The following is a 15,355-nucleotide window of genomic DNA, read 5'->3' as shown; positions in this document are numbered from 1 at the left end:
GACCCGGAGGATCCCATGACCGACTACGACACCATCATCGTCGCCCGCGAGGCCCGCGTCGGGCTGATCACGCTGAACCGCCCGCAGGCCCTCAACGCGCTCAACACCCAGGTGATGAACGAGGTCACCGCCGCGGCCAAGGAGTTCGACAACGATCCGGGCATCGGCGCGATCCTGCTGACCGGCAGCGAAAAGGCGTTCGCCGCCGGCGCCGACATCAAGGAGATGGCCGAGCTGTCGTTCCACGACGTCTACAGCTCCGACTTCTTCGCCAAGTGGGGCGAGTTCGCCGACACCCGCACCCCGACCATCGCCGCGGTCGCCGGGTACGCCCTGGGCGGTGGGTGCGAGCTGGCGATGATGTGCGACGTGCTGATCGCCGCGGAGAACGCCAAGTTCGGCCAGCCGGAGATCAAGCTCGGCGTGCTGCCCGGCATGGGCGGCAGCCAGCGGCTGACCCGGGCGATCGGCAAGGCCAAGGCGATGGACCTGATCCTGACCGGCCGCAACATGGACGCCGAGGAGGCCGAGCGGGCCGGGCTGGTGTCGCGGGTGGTGCCGACCGCCGATCTGCTCAGCGAGTCCCGCGCGGTCGCCGAGACCATCGCCGGGATGTCCCTGTCGGCCGCCCGGATGGCCAAGGAGGCGGTCAACCGCAGCTACGAGACCAACCTGACCGAGGGTCTGCTTTTCGAGCGGCGACTGTTCCACTCGGCGTTCGCCACCGCCGATCAGAAGGAGGGCATGGCCGCCTTCGCCGCCAAGCGAGCCGCCAACTTCCTGCACCGCTAACCTGTTCGGGTGACCGACACCGATCCTCAGCCGACCGACACGACGGAAGACCGGGCGGTCGCCACCGAGACCAAGCCCGCCGATGCGCCGTGGACCGATCCGGCCCCGGCAGCGATCAACCCCGATGATCTGGTCCGCTGGTGGGCCAAGCACTACACGTTCTTCGGGACGGCATTCGGGCTGGTCTTCGTCTTCCTGTCGCTGACGCCGTCGCTGTTGCCGCGCGGGCCACTGTTCCAGGGCCTGGTCAGCGGCGGCGCGGGCGCGATCGGCTACATGTTCGGGGTGTTCGGCGTCTGGCTGGTCCGGTACATGCGCGGCCGGGACCGCAGCCCGCGGGCGCCGCGCTGGGCGTGGCTCACGCTGCTGACCGTCGGCCTGATCGGCATGGTCGCCATGCAGTTCCTGTTCCACAGCTGGCAGGAGGACGTCCGCGACCTGATGGGCGTCGAGCACCTGCGCTGGTACAACTACCCGCAGGCGGCAGTGATCAGCGTCATCGTGCTGTTCTTCTTCGTCGAGATCGGCCAGATGATCCGGCGGCTGGTGCAGCTGCTGGTGCGCCAGCTGGAGCGGGTCGCCCCGCCGCGGGTGTCCGGCGTCGTCGCCGTCGGCCTGGTGGTGGCGGTGTCGGTCGCGCTGCTCGACGGCGTGATGGCCCGCGCGGTGGTGCCGTGGATGAACAACACCTTCAACTCCGTCAACGACGAGACGCTGGCGGACCGCCCGGCTCCCACCACCGCGCTGCGCTCCGGCGGCCCCGGTTCGCTGGTGGACTGGGACACCCTGGGCCGGCAGGGCCGCATCTTCGTCGCCGGCGGGCCGTCGGTGGCGGCGTTGACGGAGTTCAACGCGGCCCCGGCCACCGAGCCGATCCGCGCCTACGCCGGGCTCAACTCGGCCGCCGACATCCGCGCCGCCGCCGAACTGGCCGCCCGCGAGCTGCAGCGCACCGGCGGGCTCAGCCGCAAGGTCGTCGCGGTGGCGACCACCACCGGCACCGGCTGGATCAACGCCGCCCAGGCCGCCGCGCTGGAGTACATGTACAACGGCGACACCGCGATCGTGTCGATGCAGTACTCGTTCCTGCCGAGCTGGCTGTCCTTCCTGGTGGACAAGGAGAACGCCCGCCAGGCCGGCCAGGTGCTGTTTGAGGCGGTCGACGAGCTGGTGCGCGCGATGCCCGAGCAGACCCGGCCGAAGCTCGTGGTGTTCGGCGAGAGCCTGGGTTCCTTCGGCGGCGAGGCGCCGTTCGAGAGCCTGAACAATCTGGTGGCCCGCACCGACGGCGCGCTGTTCACCGGGCCGACGTTCAACAACACCATCTGGACCAGCCTGACCGCCAACCGCGATCCGGGCTCGCCCGAGTGGCTGCCGATCTACGAAAACGGCGCCCATGTCCGATTCTCCGCCACCCCGAAGGATCTGAACCGGCCCGACGCGCCCTGGCGCAGCCCGCGGGTGGTGTACATGCAGCACGCGTCGGACCCGATCGCCTGGTTCAACCCCGATCTGGTGTTCCGCGAGCCCGATTGGCTCAGGGAGAAGCGCGGCTACGACGTGTCGCCGCGGATGAAGTGGATCCCGGTGATCACCTTCCTGCAGGTGTCCGCCGACATGGCGGTGGCCGTCGACGTTCCCGACGGGCACGGGCACGTGTATGTCCGCAATGTGGCCGACGCCTGGGCCGCGGTGCTGCAGCCGCCGGGCTGGACGCAGGAGAAGACCGAGCGGCTGCGACCGCTGATGCGCTCCGATGAAAGCCTCTGATCCGCGGTTGCCGATAGCATGGGCACCCATGCGCAGCGCCTGGATGCCCGCCGTCCTGTTCACCGTCGCCCTGGCGGCGGTGACGACGGGATGCTCCTCGGGCGACGGCGCCGCGCCGGCAGGCCGCACCGCCCCGGCTCCGCAGGCCACCGCCCCGGCGCCCGAGGCGAAGCCCGACGGCATCGAGGTGTCGGCGGCCGGGGTGACCACCAAGGTCCAAGCACCCGCCGATGCCACCGAATCCGGGTACGGGCAGGCCTGCCTGGCCGCCAAGGCCTGGCTTGACGAGCGCGGGGGCGAGCCGACCGAGCAGGTAGAGCCGTACCTGAGCACCCTGCAGGATCCCGGTTACGCGGGCCCGGGCACCTTCGGGTCGCCGTGGGCCGAACTGCGGCCCGGCCAGCAGGCCGGGGCGATCATGGCCGTCGAGCACGCGGCGGCCGGACTGTGCGGTTGAGCGTCAGTTGGCGCGCTGCGCGTCGGCGGCGGCGCCGCTGAGGTCGGCGATCCGCAGCCGGTGCCGCGGTGGGTCGGGCAGCAGGAGCTCCCGGGTGATGCGCAGGTCGGCGTCGACGTGGACCAGTTCGCCGGGCGCCAGCTCGGTCCAGCCCGGGTCGGTGTCCATCGGTTCGCTGGCCAGCAGCACCGACGCGACGGAGTTCAGGTCGTCCGAATGGGCCCGGATCCGGCTGCTGCGCATGTCGAATCGGGAGTGCCGGGCCGGATCGCTGCGGTCCAGCAGGTACAGCTCGTGAGTGTCGGGACAGCGCAGCGCCCAGAAGTCGGTGGCCGTGCACAGCAGGATGTTCAGCGCGAAGATCGGCACCTCGGCGGCCAGCCAGCGCAGGCCGTTGCGCAGTCCGGTGCCGACATCGCCGCCGGCGGACCGGATCTCGCCGGCGATGATCGCGCCCACCCGTTCCGAATCTGATTGCCCGGCAACCAGTTCCGACACGCCAAGGTCGGCGATCCGGGCGTCGAGCAGATCGATCCCCTCGACGGTCCCGTTGTGCGCGAACAGCCGGCCGTCCTGCAGGAAGGGGTGGGTGTTGCGGACGTCGATCGCGCCGGTGGTCGCGTAGCGGACATGCGCCAGGAACGTTGTTCCGGTCAACTCCCTTGCCCCGGTGGCAAATTCGGCATCCTTCCAGGCCGCCATCGGCTGCTTGCGCAGCACCGGGTTGCCGTCGGGACCGAACACCCCGACGCCGGTGCCGTCGGGATTACGTCGGCTCTGCTCGGACAGGTTGTCCGGGGCGTCGAGCAACCAGAAGGTCGCGGTGGCAGCGGTCCGACCGGCGTGCAGCCCGAACAGTCGGCACATCAGCGGCGCAATTCCGGTGCGGCCTTGCCGGACACCAGCGGCAGGTCCAGGTAGCTGACAATCCCCGGGTCGGCAGCGCACACCGCCGGCACCGAGTTCACGCAGTGCGCCGCGGTGCCGACGATGCCGGTCTCCTCCCCGAGTTCGCCGCCGGGGCCGATCTCGCCGTGAAATCCCTTGATGCAGGCGGTGAAATCGGGATTCCCGCGGACCTCCACCTCGTAGCGCTGCCCCTGCGGGCCGAAGTTCCAGGCCGGTTCCAGATGCTCCTCACCCATCAGCCAGTTGACCCCCACCCGGACCACCGGCTCGCCGTCGACCAGCGCCTCCCAGACGAACCGGCGGGCGGCCACCTGACCCGGTTCGATCACCCCGATCGGCGAGTCGATCGCCGCGGTGGCCACCGCAACCTGTTGGCTGCTGCGGATCCTCGGTTCGGCGGCGAACCCCATCGCGTCGACCACCATGCTGATCGCCTGAATGAAGCCGCCGTCGAGCAGCTTGGCCATCATCCCGGTCAGGGCGTTCTCCGGGGTGCCACCGAAGCCCATCACGTGCCGCAGCACGTCGGGCGCCTGATAGCTGCGCAGGTCTGAAAACTCCTCGCCGCGAACGAATGTCACTGCGGTGGACAGCGCGGAGAGCTGCAGCAGGAACTTGTCGCTGAAGCCGCCGGGCGCGATGCCGGTGCCGTGCAGGGTGACCCCGCCGGCCAGCGCTGCGGCGCGCAGCGGCGCGGCCTCTTTTTCCCGCGGGTAGAACCAGCCGACCGGGGTGATGACGTTCTTGCCCGAGCGCAGCAGCGCGGCGACCTGATCGGGGTCCGGCAGCAGCGGGGTGTAGATGACCGCGTCGGCGTCGGCGGCCAGGATCTCCTCGACGCTGCCGGTCGCGGCCACCCCGATCGGGGCGATGCCGGCGAGTTCGCCGACGTCGCGCCCCTGCTTGTCGGGGCTGTGCACCCAGGCGCCGACCAGTTCCAGGTCGGGGTGCTCGACGACGCCGCGGATGGCTGCGGTGCCCACCCCGCCGGTCGCCCACTGAATGACCCTCAGCGGCCTGGCCATGTGATCCCCTTCCGCGCCGATGGCACCGCTCAGAGCGTGATGACCTGGTATTCCCCGGCCGCGTAGGCGGCCCGGATGGCCTTCTTGTCGTACTTGCCGACGCTGGTGCGCGGCACCCCGTCGGCGAAGGCCCAGCGTTCCGGCAGCCACCAGCGGGCCACCTTCGCGGCCAGGAACTCGCGCAGTTCCTCCGGGGCCGCGGTCTCCTGCCCCTTGAGCACCACCACCGCCAGCGGACGCTCCTGCCAGCGCTCGTCGGGCACGCCGACCACCGCGGCCTCCAGCACCGCCGGATGGGCGATCAGCTCGTTCTCCAGCTCGACCGAGGAGATCCATTCGCCACCGGACTTGATGACGTCCTTGGCCCGGTCGGTCAGCGTGACGAAGCCCTGCGGGTCGATCCGGCCGACGTCACCGGTGCGCAGCCAGCCGCTGGCGAACTTCGACTCGTCGGTGTTGCGGTAGTAGGTGCCGGTGATCCAGGCCCCGCGGACCTCCAGCTCGCCGACCGCGGTGTTGTCGTGCGGCAGCGGGTTGCCCTCGTCGTCGACGATCCGGGTCTCCACGCCGCACATCGGCCGGCCCTGGCTGGTGCGCACCTCCCAGTGCCGCTCCGGCGGCGTTCCGGGCGCCGGCCAGGCCAGCGTCGCCATCGGCGAGGTCTCGGTCATGCCCCACAGCTGGCGGATCTGCACGCCGTAGTTGGCCTCGAAGGTCTGCATCAGCGAGGTCGGGACGGCGGAGCCGCCGCAGGCCACCATGCGCAGCGAGGAGATGTCGTTGTCCGGGTTCGCGTCCAGGTAGTGCATGACGTCGTTCCAGATAGTGGGCACCGCGCCGGCCACGGTGGGCTGCTGGGTGACGATCAGGTTCACCAGCGAGGCGCCGTCGAGGAACCGGTCGGGCATGACGATGTCGGCGCCGGCCATCAGTGCCGCGTACGGCAGGCCCCAGGCGTTGGCGTGGAACATCGGCACGATCGGCAGCGCCCTGTCGTCGTACCCGAGGCTCAACCCGTTGGCCGAACACACCGCGGTGGAGTGCAGGTAGCTGGACCGGTGGCTGTACACCACGCCCTTCGGGTGGCCGGTGGTGCCGCTGGTGTAACACATTGCGGCAGCGGAGTTTTCGTCGACGTCGGGCCATTCGAAAACATCGCTCTCGGCGGCCAGCACATCCTCATAGCGCAGCACGGTCTTGCCCGGGGCGATCAGCGCATCGAGATCGCCGTCGCCGGTGACGATGACGGTGTGCACGGTCTCCAGCCGGCGCAGCACCGGCGCCAGCATCGGGATCACCGAACCATCGGCGATGAGCACCCGGTCTTCGGCCTCATAGGCGATGAACTCGATCTGCTCGGGGGTGAGCCGGATGTTCAGCGTGTGCAGCACCGCGCCCATCGCCGGGATGGCCAGATAGGCCTCCAGGTGCTCCTGGTTGTTCCACATGAAGGTGGCGACCCGGTCATCTCCGGTGACACCGACCCGCTGCAGTGCGTTGGCCAACTGGGCCGAGCGCGCGATCACCTCGCGGTAGCTGGCGTGCCGGTAGCCACCGGCACCGGTCGCGGTGGTGACGCCCCGATCGCCGTGCACGGTCTCGGCGTACCGCATGATCGCCGAGACGGTCAGCGGATAGTCCTGCATGGTACTCAGCATCGGCCAACCTCCCGGGGTGTGGATTTACCCCGTCAGGCTATCCGCCCGGGCAAGCCCGGCCAGTGACCACCTCGACGATCGCCCTCAGGCGCGAGCCAGCTCCAGCATCGGAATGTTGACGATGTCGGCGGACATCATCTGGGCCAGCAGCTCGTCGGTGACCTCGCCGACCGCCAGCGCGCTGACGTTGCCGTCGTAATCGGCGACGAACAGCGTCGCGCCGTCGGCGCTCTCAACGATGCACGAGGGTGCGTTCACCCCGGAGAAGACGTTGACGGTCTCCAGCGTGGTGGCGTTGAGCACGCACACCCGGCCGCCGGCAACCAGGTAGATCCGCTCGCCGGCGACGCTGAACACCATGTTGGTGACCAGGCCCGCGACCTGAACGGTCTCCATCACGCGCATGCTCGCGGTGTCGATGATGTCCACATCGGTACCGGCCTCGACGTCGCAGCGCGCGACCAGCAGGGTCGACCCATCGCGGCTGACGGCAATCGCGTGCGGCTGGCTCGGCAGCGAACGCACACCGACGACCCGCTGCGCCAGGGTGTCGACGACGATCAGCTGGCCGCCCAGGTAGTCGGCGGTCGCCAGGTACACCCGGCGGCCGTCCAGGCTGACGGCGATCGCCTCGGCGGTGGCATCGACCGCACCGGGGACGGCGATCTCGCCGATGGAACCGGTGACGACGTCGACGACCGCGATACCCGCCCCGGTGCGCGCGGCGTAGACCCGCTCGCCTTCCGGGCTGAGCGCGATCGCGCGGACAGTCTCGCCGACCGGGTAGACGTCGGTCATGGCGTCGGTGTCGGCGTACAGCGAGGTGTCAACCACCGAGACGGTGTCGCCGTCATCACCGACGGTGCTCACGTAGGCGTGGCCACTGGCGGCGGCCACCGCATGTGCCTCGGCCAGGTCGGTGATGACCTGAGTGACCGTCAGGGTGTCGGTATCGATGACCGCCAGGCTGTTGTCGGCCGGGTTGGTGACGTAGAGCTGTCCTGCGCAGGCGTCCAGGGCCATGTCGGCGATCGGCCCGCGGCCGACCACGATCTGCGGACCGGTGAGTCGCTCGGCAACCTCGGGCGCACGCAGCTCGCCGCGGACCGCGGCAGCGCGCTGGGCCAGCGGTGCCGGGGTGGAGTGCGCAGCCGCCTTCATCGCGTCTGCCGCCACATCCAGATCGAACACCTTGTTTGCCATCACGTTGAACACCTTCCCGGCGGGGGTCCCCGCGTCGGTTGTTGTGGCTACGCTCACAGAGTGCCTCTCGGCCGTGAACTCCTCTGAGTGTACCTACATCTGGCGGGTCGAATTAATTCCAATCGCCGGACGTGGGAGACACTGATGTCAGCATTTCCGAGCGGAATCAAAACCGCTACGGACAAAAGTCCCCAATGTCAGTTACTTTCCTTGTTTTCCACCGTTCACCTGCAGTTTTACTTCGGGATGCAATTAATTGACCGGGCCCTAGATCAATAGCTAAATCATTTTTCAAGTTTTCCAGGGAGGGAAAACTGAGGCTCAAATCACATCGGGCCATCTGGTGTGTCCGGCGCGCCAGATCCGGCGCCGGATCGTCACAAGTGACCCACCAGTAACTACGACGCTGAGCCACGGTGACCTGACCTGCGGTTATTCGCTGGCGGCCCAGGTCAGAACCCCCGGCCGATCCCGATCGGCGCCCCGGCCGATCCCGATCGGTGACCCGCCGGTGCCGCAACCGGAAACCCGGCACCCGCCGGGGCACAATGGCACCATGGCCGATCTCCTGGACGCGCAGTCGCCGAATCCCGCTCCCGAAGGTGTGGCCGACGACACCGCCGCGGCACAGCCCACACCCGCGCAGCCCGCAGCCACGCCGCCGTCGGCGACCGGGTCGACGAGCGCGCCGAAGTGGGCGGCGATCCGCGCCCGCACCCCCGGCATCGGCCGAGCGATGGCCCGCCAGGCCGCCGCGGCGTCGTCCAAATTCGCTCCGCTGGCCAATCGGGCCGGCGACGCGGTGATCGCCGCCTCTCCGCTGACGCTGGGGCTCGCCGCACTGAGTTTCCTGCTGACCGCGAGCATCATCGCCTCGGTGGCGCTGGACAACACCCTCGGCGTGACGGCCGCGATCCTGTTCGTCCCGGCGCTGGCCGGCGCGCTCGGTGCGGCGGGGATGCGCAGCATTGATGACCGCCGCCGGAGCCGGGCCGCCCGCGAGGTCGCCCAGCGTGACGCGTTGGCCGCCCAGAGCCTGGAGCGCACCCTGGACTACGTCGACGCCAAGCTGACCCGGGCGCTGGACCGGTTCGGCACCGAGCGGCACAGCGACGCGGTCGTGGCGATGTTCCAGGCCAAGGCCGCCACCGAACTGTGCCTGGGTCCGGTGCCGCCCGGCCCGTCCCGGGACCCACAGGCCACCGAGGTGGACGTCGACCGCTACGGACTGGCGGGCTTCTTCACCTCGAGCGCGCTGACCAGCGGCGACAGCGCCGGCCTTCGCCTCTAGGACAGCCTCCGGCGCGGCGGCGATAATCGACCGGCGCGCGCTGCGGTGTGCGAAGGTTGACGCCATGACCGAGTCCGCAGACAGCAGGGTTCGGGTCGTCGTCGGCGACGATCACCCGCTGTTTCGTGACGGCGTGGTCCGGGCGCTGACCTCCGGCGGCGAGATCGAGGTGGTCGCCGAGACCGACGACGGCGTCTCGGCGCTGGCCGCGATCCGCGAGCACCGACCCGCGGTGGCGCTGCTGGACTACCGGATGCCCGGCCTCGACGGCGCCGAGGTCGCGGCGGCGGTGCTGCGCGAACAACTGCCCACCCGGGTGCTGCTGGTCTCGGCCCACGACGATTCGGCGATCGTCTATCACGCCCTGCAGCAGGGCGCGTCGGGATTCCTGCCCAAGGAGTCGACCCGCGCGGAAATCATTGCGGCCGTATTGAATTGCGCGAGGGGACGCGACGTGTTGTCGCCCGGTCTGGCGTCATCACTGGCCGGGGAGATCCGCCGTCGCGCCGAACCGGCGGGCCCGGTGCTCAGCCCCCGGGAGCGCGAGGTGCTCGATCTGATCGCGGCGGGCAAGTCCATCCCGGCGATCGCCGGTGACCTGTTCCTGGCCGCCTCCACGGTCAAGACCCATGTCCAGCGCCTCTACGAGAAGCTCGAGGTGAGCGATCGGGCCGCGGCGGTGGCCGAGGCGATGCGGCGCGGGCTGTTGAAATGATCCGGACCGCCGCCAACCGGAGCGGCTCGCAGCGGCTGGCCGATTACCTGACGGCCGAACCGGTCCGGGTCGCGGCGCTGCTGCGGCTGCCGATGATCCTGCTGATCGTGATGATCGTCGACATCGGCGACGTCGACCATTGGCTGCCGGTGCTTTATCACACGGCGATCGCGAGTTACCTTGCCGCGTCACTGCTTTGGCTACTGGCGGTGTTCCGCGATCCGATCCCACCGCGGGCCGGGCCGGTCTCGACGCTGGTGGATGTGCTGGCGGTGGTCACCATCTGCCTGTCCTCCGGCGGTGCGACGGCCTGGCTGCTGCCGGTGTTCTTTCTGCTGCCGATCTCGGTGGCCTTCCAGAACCGCGCGTGGCTGACCGGCGCGCTCGGGCTGGTCACGGCGTTCGCGTATCTGGCCGTGTGGATCTTCTACTCCAAACGCGACGACTCCGTCGGGATGCCCAACATCGTCTACCTGCACTTCGCATTCCTGGTGTGGTTCACCGCCGCCACCACCGGGCTGAGCCTGGTCATCTCCCGGCGCAATCGCCGGGTGACCACGCTGGTCGACGTGCAGCGACAACTGGTGGCCGAATCGCTGCGTGCCGATGAACGGCACAGCCGGCAGCTGGCCGAATCGCTGCACGACGGCCCGCTGCAGGAGTTGCTGGCCGCCCGGCTCACCCTCGACGAGCTCTCCGAACGGATCGACGACCCGGCGCTGGCAGCGGTCCGCGACACCCTGTCCGGGACGGCGGCAGCGTTGCGCTCGACGTTGCGGACCCTGCACCCCGCGGTGCTCTCGGAGTTGGGGTTGAGCCCCGCGCTGGCCGAGCTGCTCCGGGGTTACCGCGATCGCGGTCCGTTCGCGGTGCGCGGGGAACTCGATGAGGTCGGCGCGCCGCCGGGGCAGGATCTGCTGTACCGGGCCGCCCGTGAACTGCTGGCCAACGCCGCCAAACATTCCCGGGCGGCCACGGTGGAGGTGACGTTGCATCGGCGCGGTGAGGACATCGTGCTGACGGTCGCCGACGACGGGGTGGGTTTCAATCCGGGGATCCTCAACGCCCGGATTGCCGAGGGACACATCGGGCTGGCCTCGCTGATCGCGCGAGTGGAGGCGATCGGCGGGTCCTTCGAGCTGGGCAGCGACGAGGGGTCTGGCACCACGGTGCGGGTGACCGTGCCGGCGACGGCCGCCTGACGGCGACACTCGACGCAACCCGGAATTTAGTTGCACAAGAACATAAGTCGCCTCATTTTTCCTGGTTTCGGCCAACACGGTCCCGGTCAGCGCATAACAATCGGAGGCGTGTTTCGGATAACTCGACGGGCCGCGGCCATCGCCGCCGCCGCGCTACTGCTCCCGGTCTCCGTCCAGGCCCTGCCGGTCGCCACCGCCGACCCGGCGCCCGGCGGCGCCCGCATCACCAACATCGAGAAGGTCAACGACCGCTGGGACAAGGTCACGGTGTACTCCCCGGCGATGAACAAGGAAATCGTCAACGACGTCCACAAGGCGCCCGGGGCCGGAGCTCCCACCTTCTACCTGCTGCCGGGCATCGACGGCGGTGACAATCTGGATCCCGGTGGCAGTTGGGCGCCGGGCAGCAAGAGCTGGTTCGGCATGACCGACATCGCGGGCTTCTTCGCCAACAAGAACGTCAACGTGGTCTCCCCGCTGGGCGGCCAGTTCAGCTGGTACACGAACTGGGTCAACGACCCCGGCAAGCAGTACCAGACCTACATGACCCAGGAACTTCCCCCGCTGATCAACGCGCAGTACAAGGCCAACGGGCGCAACGCCGTCGGCGGCCTGTCCAGTACCGGCGGCACCGCGGTCGACTACGCGGTGCAGGCGCCGGGGGTGTACCGGGCGGTCGGCTCCTACAGCGGGCTGCTCAATCCCGCCGACAACCCGTCGCAGGTGTCGATGACACTGATGGGCGGCGGGGTCAGCGCCGACAACATGTGGGGTCCGGGGGGCGGGCCGCTGTGGATCGCCCACGACCCGTCGAAGAACGTCGAGAAGCTGCGCGGCGTCGCCATCTACGCGGCGGCCTCGGCCACCGGCGACGTCGGCGAGGTGGACCGGCTCCCGCAGAACTTCGGCGGCAACTTCAGCGGCGGTTTCATCGAACGGATCGTCGCCGAGAGCACCCGGGTGTTCGCCGACAATGCCGCCGCCGCCGGCATCCCGGTCACCTACGTGGTGCGGCCCAACGGCTCGCACACCTGGGGGCTGTTCGAGTCCGAGATGCAGGAATCCTGGAACACCACGATCGGGCCGGCGTTGGGGGGCTAGCAGATCCGGTCCCGGGTTTCAGGGCGATTCGGCGTCACCGACCGCGGTGGCGCCGAATCGTTTTCCGGGTGCCCCGCGCGCGGCGTGCCCCGGGGCCGTTGCACACTGATTCGATGACGCGCGCATTGGTGCTGGCCGGCGGCGGGATCGCCGGCATCGCCTGGGAAACCGGGGTGCTGGCCGGGATCGCCGACGTCGCACCCGCGGCGGCGACGGCGCTGCTGACCGCCGACGTGCTGGTCGGCACCTCGGCCGGTGCGACGGTCGCCGCCCAACTCGGCAGCGGCCTGTCGCCGGCGGAACTGTTCGCCCGGCAGCTCGCCGCGACGTCGGCGGAGATTGATTCCGGGGTCGACGTGGACACCATCGCCGGAATGTTTCTGTCGGCACTGACCATCCCGGACGCCACCAAGGCGCAGCGGCTGGCCCGGATCGGCGAGGTCGCCGCGGCCACCCCGACGGTTTCCGAGCCGGTGCGCCGCGCGGTGATCGCGGCCCGGCTGCCCAGCCATGACTGGCCGGCCCGCACGACGCGGTTGACCGCCGTCGACGTCGCCAGCGGCGAACTCGTGGTGTTCGACGCGACCTCCGGCGTCGACCTGGTGGATGCGGTGGCGGCCAGTTGCGCGGTGCCGGGAGCCTGGCCACCGGTGACCATCGGGGATCGCCGCTACATGGACGGCGGGGTGGCCAGTTCGGTGAACATGGCGGTGGCCGCCGACTGCGACCGCGCCGTCGTGCTGGTGCCGTCGGGGGCCGATGCGCCGTCGCCGTGGCCGGTCGGCACCGCCGCCGAGATCGCCGCCTTCGACGGTGCCTGCGCCGCGGTGTTCGCCGATGCGGAGGCGCTGGCCGCGTTCGGCACCAACCCGCTGAACCCGGCCTGCCGGATCCCGTCGGCGCGGGCCGGGCGGGCTCAGGGTCGCCGCGAGGCCGCCCGCATTGCCGAGTTTCTCGGCGGCTGAATCACCCGTCGGCCGCGGCGTTCTGCGCCTCGAACGCGTCCAGCGCGTCGGCCGCGTACGCCCGGCCGACCGCGATGACCTCTTCGGCGCGGTAGAACTCCAGGCTGCGGCACACCGTGCGGGGCACCTCGATGAGCAGATCGGGCGGATAGGCGGCCAGGGTGTGCCGGGCCAGCGCGGCCTGGGCGATGTCGAAGCTGCGGTTCATCACCTCGAACCCGCCCAGCCGCGGGGCCGCGGCGGCGTCGTCCGGCTCGGTCTCCGCGGGCTCGGCCTCAGCGGGCTCGGTCTCGGCAGACCCCGGCTCGCCGAGGTCCTCGTCGGGGGTCAGCCGGCTCAACAACGCCCGGCCGGTCGTGGTCTCGCGCAGCGATCGGGCCGCCTTGGTGTCCAGCAGCGACGCAGAGGTGTTGCGCCACACCCGATTCCACCAGTCGGTGGTGCGGTTGGGCTGCTGGTCCGCAGGGTCCTCGGGTCCATTTCCGGCGAAGGTCACCGCGATCGTCACGTCGGCCCGGACCGCGGCGATCGGCGCCATCGGGATCGGGTCGAGGATGCCGCCGTCACCGAGCAGCCGGCCGTCGAGAATGTGCGGTGAGATGACCCCGGGGATGGCGATGGAGGCCCGGATCGCGTCGTCGACCGGGCCGCGCTGCAGCCACACCGACCGGCCGGTGATCAGGTCGGTGGCCACCGCGGTGTACGGGATGTCCAGGTCCTCGATCTGGACCGGCCCGAGGATTCCGCGCACCGCGTCGAGCACCTTCTCCGCCCGCAGCACGCCGGCCGCATTCAGCGCGGGGTCCATCAGCATCAGCACCGCGCGCTGGGTCAGCGACCGGGCCCAGTCGCTGAACTCGTCGAGCTTGCCCGCGGCCAGCACCCCGCCCACCAGCGCACCCATCGACGAGCCGGCCACGCCGACCACCTCGTGCCCGCGGGCCTGGAGTTCGTCGACAACACCGATGTGCGCGTAGCCGCGGGCACCGCCGCTGCCCAATGCCAATGCCACCTGCATGGGCCCATTCTGCGCCTCCGGCACGCTCACGCGGCCAGCAGGTGGACACCCTGTTCGGCGATCAGACCCAGCCCGATCAGGATCATCGCGACACCGGAAATCCGGGTGGTGACGGTGGCCAGCCCCGGGCGGGAGCCGAGCACCCGGTTCGCGGCGTGCCCGACCGTCAGGTAGACCAGCGCGCAGGCGAGTAGGAAGACGCCGGCCAGCGCGGTCATCTGCGCGGCGATCGGCCAGGACGACGACGCCCGGGTGAACTGCGGCAGGATCGCCAGGAAGATCAACAGGCCCTTGGGATTGGAGGCGCTGACCCCGGCACCGCGGGCGAGGTAGCTGAACACCGACGCGGTCGGGGACGATCCTTCGGCGGCGGCCTCGAACCCGGCCGGGGCCCGCAGCACCCGCACCCCGAGGTAGCCGACGTAGCCGGCGCCGGCCAGGGTGAGCACCGCCAGCGCCGCCGGCGCGGCGGCGACCAGGGTCCCGACCCCGGCGACGACGACCGCGGTGACCGCGGCGTAGCCGATCAGGATGCCGCCGACCGCCGGGACGACCACGTGATCGCGCGCACCGGCGGCGAGCACGTAGGCCCAGTCCGGACCGGGGACGACGACCAGGGTGAACGCGACGACCGCGAAGGCGGCGAGCACTGAGAGCTCCATGAGCAGCAACTTTAGGAAAAAGCTGCCGAAAAGTGCTTGCGCATTTTGCCGATAAATGGCCCTGGTCTGCAAAAATATCGACGATGGACGCCATTGATCGCAAGATTCTTGCGGAGCTGCAGGTGCAGGGCCGGATCAGCACCACCGACCTGGCCGCCCGGGTCGGCCTGACCGTGGCCCCCACCCACCGCCGGATTCGCGACCTGGAGGCCGCTGGGGCGATCGTCGGCTACCGGGCGGTGATCGATCCGAAGGCCCTCGGGCTGAACTTCGAGGCGCTGGTGTTCGTGACGATGAAGCAGGAGGATCGGGCCACCCTGCTGGGCTTCGAGGAGGCCGCCGCCGCGGTGCCCAACATCCTGCAGGCCTACCGGTTGTTCGGCGATCCCGACTTTCTGCTGCGGGTGCGCACCGCCGACCTGGAGTCCTACACCCGGTTGCAGGACGACGTGCTCGCACTGCTGCCCGGGGTGCAGCGGTTCACCTCCACGCTGGTGATGAAGGACGTCGTCGGGGATCGGCCGTACCCGACGGGCTGAGCGGGCTTGTGCCACTCAGCGGCAACCGGCAGTGATTACATGTAACAT

15 protein-coding genes are annotated in these 15,355 nt (G+C 70.0%); 9 read left to right on the top strand and 6 right to left on the bottom strand.

The window, feature by feature from the left end; translation table 11 throughout:
- The first annotated feature begins 15 nt into the window (after nucleotides 1–15).
- From G6N10_RS18670 to lpqV, 3 genes are read left to right on the top strand one after another with little or no spacing between them, the layout of a single operon-like run.
- Nucleotides 16–792 carry an enoyl-CoA hydratase gene (locus G6N10_RS18670; protein WP_085092680.1) on the top strand — a complete coding sequence of 259 codons (777 nt, stop codon included), beginning with the start codon at nucleotides 16–18 and terminating at the stop codon, nucleotides 790–792.
- A 9-nt stretch (nucleotides 793–801) separates the two neighbouring features.
- Nucleotides 802–2,562 (top strand): alpha/beta hydrolase, encoded by a 1,761-nt coding sequence (locus G6N10_RS18665; protein ID WP_085092679.1) that lies wholly within the window; start codon nucleotides 802–804, stop codon nucleotides 2,560–2,562.
- A 28-nt stretch (nucleotides 2,563–2,590) separates the two neighbouring features.
- Nucleotides 2,591–3,019: a lipoprotein LpqV gene (lpqV, locus tag G6N10_RS18660; RefSeq protein ID WP_085092678.1), complete on the top strand. Its 429-nt coding sequence runs from the start codon at nucleotides 2,591–2,593 to the stop codon at nucleotides 3,017–3,019.
- Between the two features lie 3 nt (nucleotides 3,020–3,022).
- Here lpqV and G6N10_RS18655 read toward each other — a convergent pair whose 3' ends face one another.
- The 4 genes from G6N10_RS18655 to G6N10_RS18640 form a co-directional block, all read right to left on the bottom strand.
- Entirely contained in the window at nucleotides 3,023–3,886 is an 864-nt protein-coding gene (locus tag G6N10_RS18655) for a class II glutamine amidotransferase (RefSeq protein WP_085092677.1), read from the bottom strand.
- Nucleotides 3,886–4,953 carry an NAD(P)H-dependent amine dehydrogenase family protein gene (locus G6N10_RS18650; protein WP_085092676.1) on the bottom strand — a complete coding sequence of 356 codons (1,068 nt, stop codon included), beginning with the start codon at nucleotides 4,951–4,953 and terminating at the stop codon, nucleotides 3,886–3,888. Before G6N10_RS18650 ends, G6N10_RS18655 begins: the two co-directional genes overlap by 1 nt.
- Nucleotides 4,954–4,982: 29 nt before the next feature.
- On the bottom strand, nucleotides 4,983–6,611 hold the full coding sequence (locus tag G6N10_RS18645; RefSeq protein ID WP_085092675.1) for a long-chain fatty acid--CoA ligase: 1,629 nt from the start codon (nucleotides 6,609–6,611) through the stop codon (nucleotides 4,983–4,985).
- An 84-nt stretch (nucleotides 6,612–6,695) separates the two neighbouring features.
- On the bottom strand, nucleotides 6,696–7,817 hold the full coding sequence (locus tag G6N10_RS18640; RefSeq protein WP_133055073.1) for a YncE family protein: 1,122 nt from the start codon (nucleotides 7,815–7,817) through the stop codon (nucleotides 6,696–6,698).
- A 553-nt stretch (nucleotides 7,818–8,370) separates the two neighbouring features.
- Here G6N10_RS18640 and G6N10_RS18635 point away from each other — a divergent pair.
- The 5 genes from G6N10_RS18635 (at nucleotide 8,371) to G6N10_RS18615 (ending at nucleotide 13,088) form a co-directional block, all read left to right on the top strand.
- A complete protein-coding gene (locus G6N10_RS18635) occupies nucleotides 8,371–9,105 on the top strand; it encodes a hypothetical protein (protein WP_085092673.1) in 735 nt (244 codons plus the stop codon).
- A 64-nt stretch (nucleotides 9,106–9,169) separates the two neighbouring features.
- Nucleotides 9,170–9,820, top strand: a complete 651-nt coding sequence (locus G6N10_RS18630) for a response regulator (protein ID WP_085092672.1) — start codon at nucleotides 9,170–9,172, stop codon at nucleotides 9,818–9,820.
- Nucleotides 9,817–11,022: a sensor histidine kinase gene (locus G6N10_RS18625; protein ID WP_085092671.1), complete on the top strand. Its 1,206-nt coding sequence runs from the start codon at nucleotides 9,817–9,819 to the stop codon at nucleotides 11,020–11,022. Before G6N10_RS18630 ends, G6N10_RS18625 begins: the two co-directional genes overlap by 4 nt.
- Nucleotides 11,023–11,130: 108 nt before the next feature.
- On the top strand, nucleotides 11,131–12,123 hold the full coding sequence (locus G6N10_RS18620; protein ID WP_085092670.1) for an alpha/beta hydrolase: 993 nt from the start codon (nucleotides 11,131–11,133) through the stop codon (nucleotides 12,121–12,123).
- Between the two features lie 113 nt (nucleotides 12,124–12,236).
- A complete protein-coding gene (locus G6N10_RS18615) occupies nucleotides 12,237–13,088 on the top strand; it encodes a patatin-like phospholipase family protein (RefSeq protein ID WP_085092669.1) in 852 nt (283 codons plus the stop codon).
- A 1-nt stretch (nucleotide 13,089) separates the two neighbouring features.
- Here G6N10_RS18615 and G6N10_RS18610 read toward each other — a convergent pair whose 3' ends face one another.
- Together G6N10_RS18610 and G6N10_RS18605 are read right to left on the bottom strand one after the other, a co-directional pair.
- Nucleotides 13,090–14,106: a patatin-like phospholipase family protein gene (locus G6N10_RS18610; protein WP_085092668.1), complete on the bottom strand. Its 1,017-nt coding sequence runs from the start codon at nucleotides 14,104–14,106 to the stop codon at nucleotides 13,090–13,092.
- 26 nt (nucleotides 14,107–14,132) lie between these two features.
- Complete coding sequence (locus G6N10_RS18605) at nucleotides 14,133–14,768, bottom strand: LysE family translocator (RefSeq protein ID WP_109750375.1); 636 nt, start codon at nucleotides 14,766–14,768, stop codon at nucleotides 14,133–14,135.
- 83 nt (nucleotides 14,769–14,851) lie between these two features.
- On the opposite strand from G6N10_RS18605, the gene G6N10_RS18600 reads away from it, so the two are divergent.
- The gene (locus G6N10_RS18600; RefSeq protein ID WP_085092667.1) at nucleotides 14,852–15,307 is read left to right on the top strand and encodes an Lrp/AsnC family transcriptional regulator; all 456 of its coding nucleotides are present in this window, start codon (nucleotides 14,852–14,854) and stop codon (nucleotides 15,305–15,307) included.
- Nucleotides 15,308–15,355 lie beyond the last annotated feature (48 nt).

The sequence above is a fragment of the Mycolicibacterium fallax genome, from assembly GCF_010726955.1.
Taxonomy (GTDB): Bacteria; Actinomycetota; Actinomycetes; order Mycobacteriales; family Mycobacteriaceae; genus Mycobacterium; species Mycobacterium fallax.
Note: the sequence above shows the minus strand (reverse complement) of the source record. Positions and strands in the feature narration are given on the sequence as shown.

Bases quoted from the DNA above. Each gene is read 5' to 3' on its own strand.
- G6N10_RS18630 (WP_085092672.1), top strand. From the start codon at position 9,170: ATGACCGAGTCCGCAGACAGCAGGGTTCGGGTCGTCGTCGGCGACGAT.
- G6N10_RS18635 (WP_085092673.1), top strand. From the start codon at position 8,371: ATGGCCGATCTCCTGGACGCGCAGTCGCCGAATCCCGCTCCCGAAGGT.
- G6N10_RS18615 (WP_085092669.1), top strand. From the start codon at position 12,237: ATGACGCGCGCATTGGTGCTGGCCGGCGGCGGGATCGCCGGCATCGCC.
- G6N10_RS18670 (WP_085092680.1), top strand. From the start codon at position 16: ATGACCGACTACGACACCATCATCGTCGCCCGCGAGGCCCGCGTCGGG.
- lpqV (WP_085092678.1), top strand. From the start codon at position 2,591: ATGCGCAGCGCCTGGATGCCCGCCGTCCTGTTCACCGTCGCCCTGGCG.
- G6N10_RS18605 (WP_109750375.1), bottom strand. From the start codon at position 14,768: ATGGAGCTCTCAGTGCTCGCCGCCTTCGCGGTCGTCGCGTTCACCCTG.
- G6N10_RS18645 (WP_085092675.1), bottom strand. From the start codon at position 6,611: ATGCTGAGTACCATGCAGGACTATCCGCTGACCGTCTCGGCGATCATG.
- G6N10_RS18650 (WP_085092676.1), bottom strand. From the start codon at position 4,953: ATGGCCAGGCCGCTGAGGGTCATTCAGTGGGCGACCGGCGGGGTGGGC.
- G6N10_RS18610 (WP_085092668.1), bottom strand. From the start codon at position 14,106: ATGCAGGTGGCATTGGCATTGGGCAGCGGCGGTGCCCGCGGCTACGCG.
- G6N10_RS18625 (WP_085092671.1), top strand. From the start codon at position 9,817: ATGATCCGGACCGCCGCCAACCGGAGCGGCTCGCAGCGGCTGGCCGAT.
- G6N10_RS18655 (WP_085092677.1), bottom strand. From the start codon at position 3,886: ATGTGCCGACTGTTCGGGCTGCACGCCGGTCGGACCGCTGCCACCGCG.
- G6N10_RS18600 (WP_085092667.1), top strand. From the start codon at position 14,852: ATGGACGCCATTGATCGCAAGATTCTTGCGGAGCTGCAGGTGCAGGGC.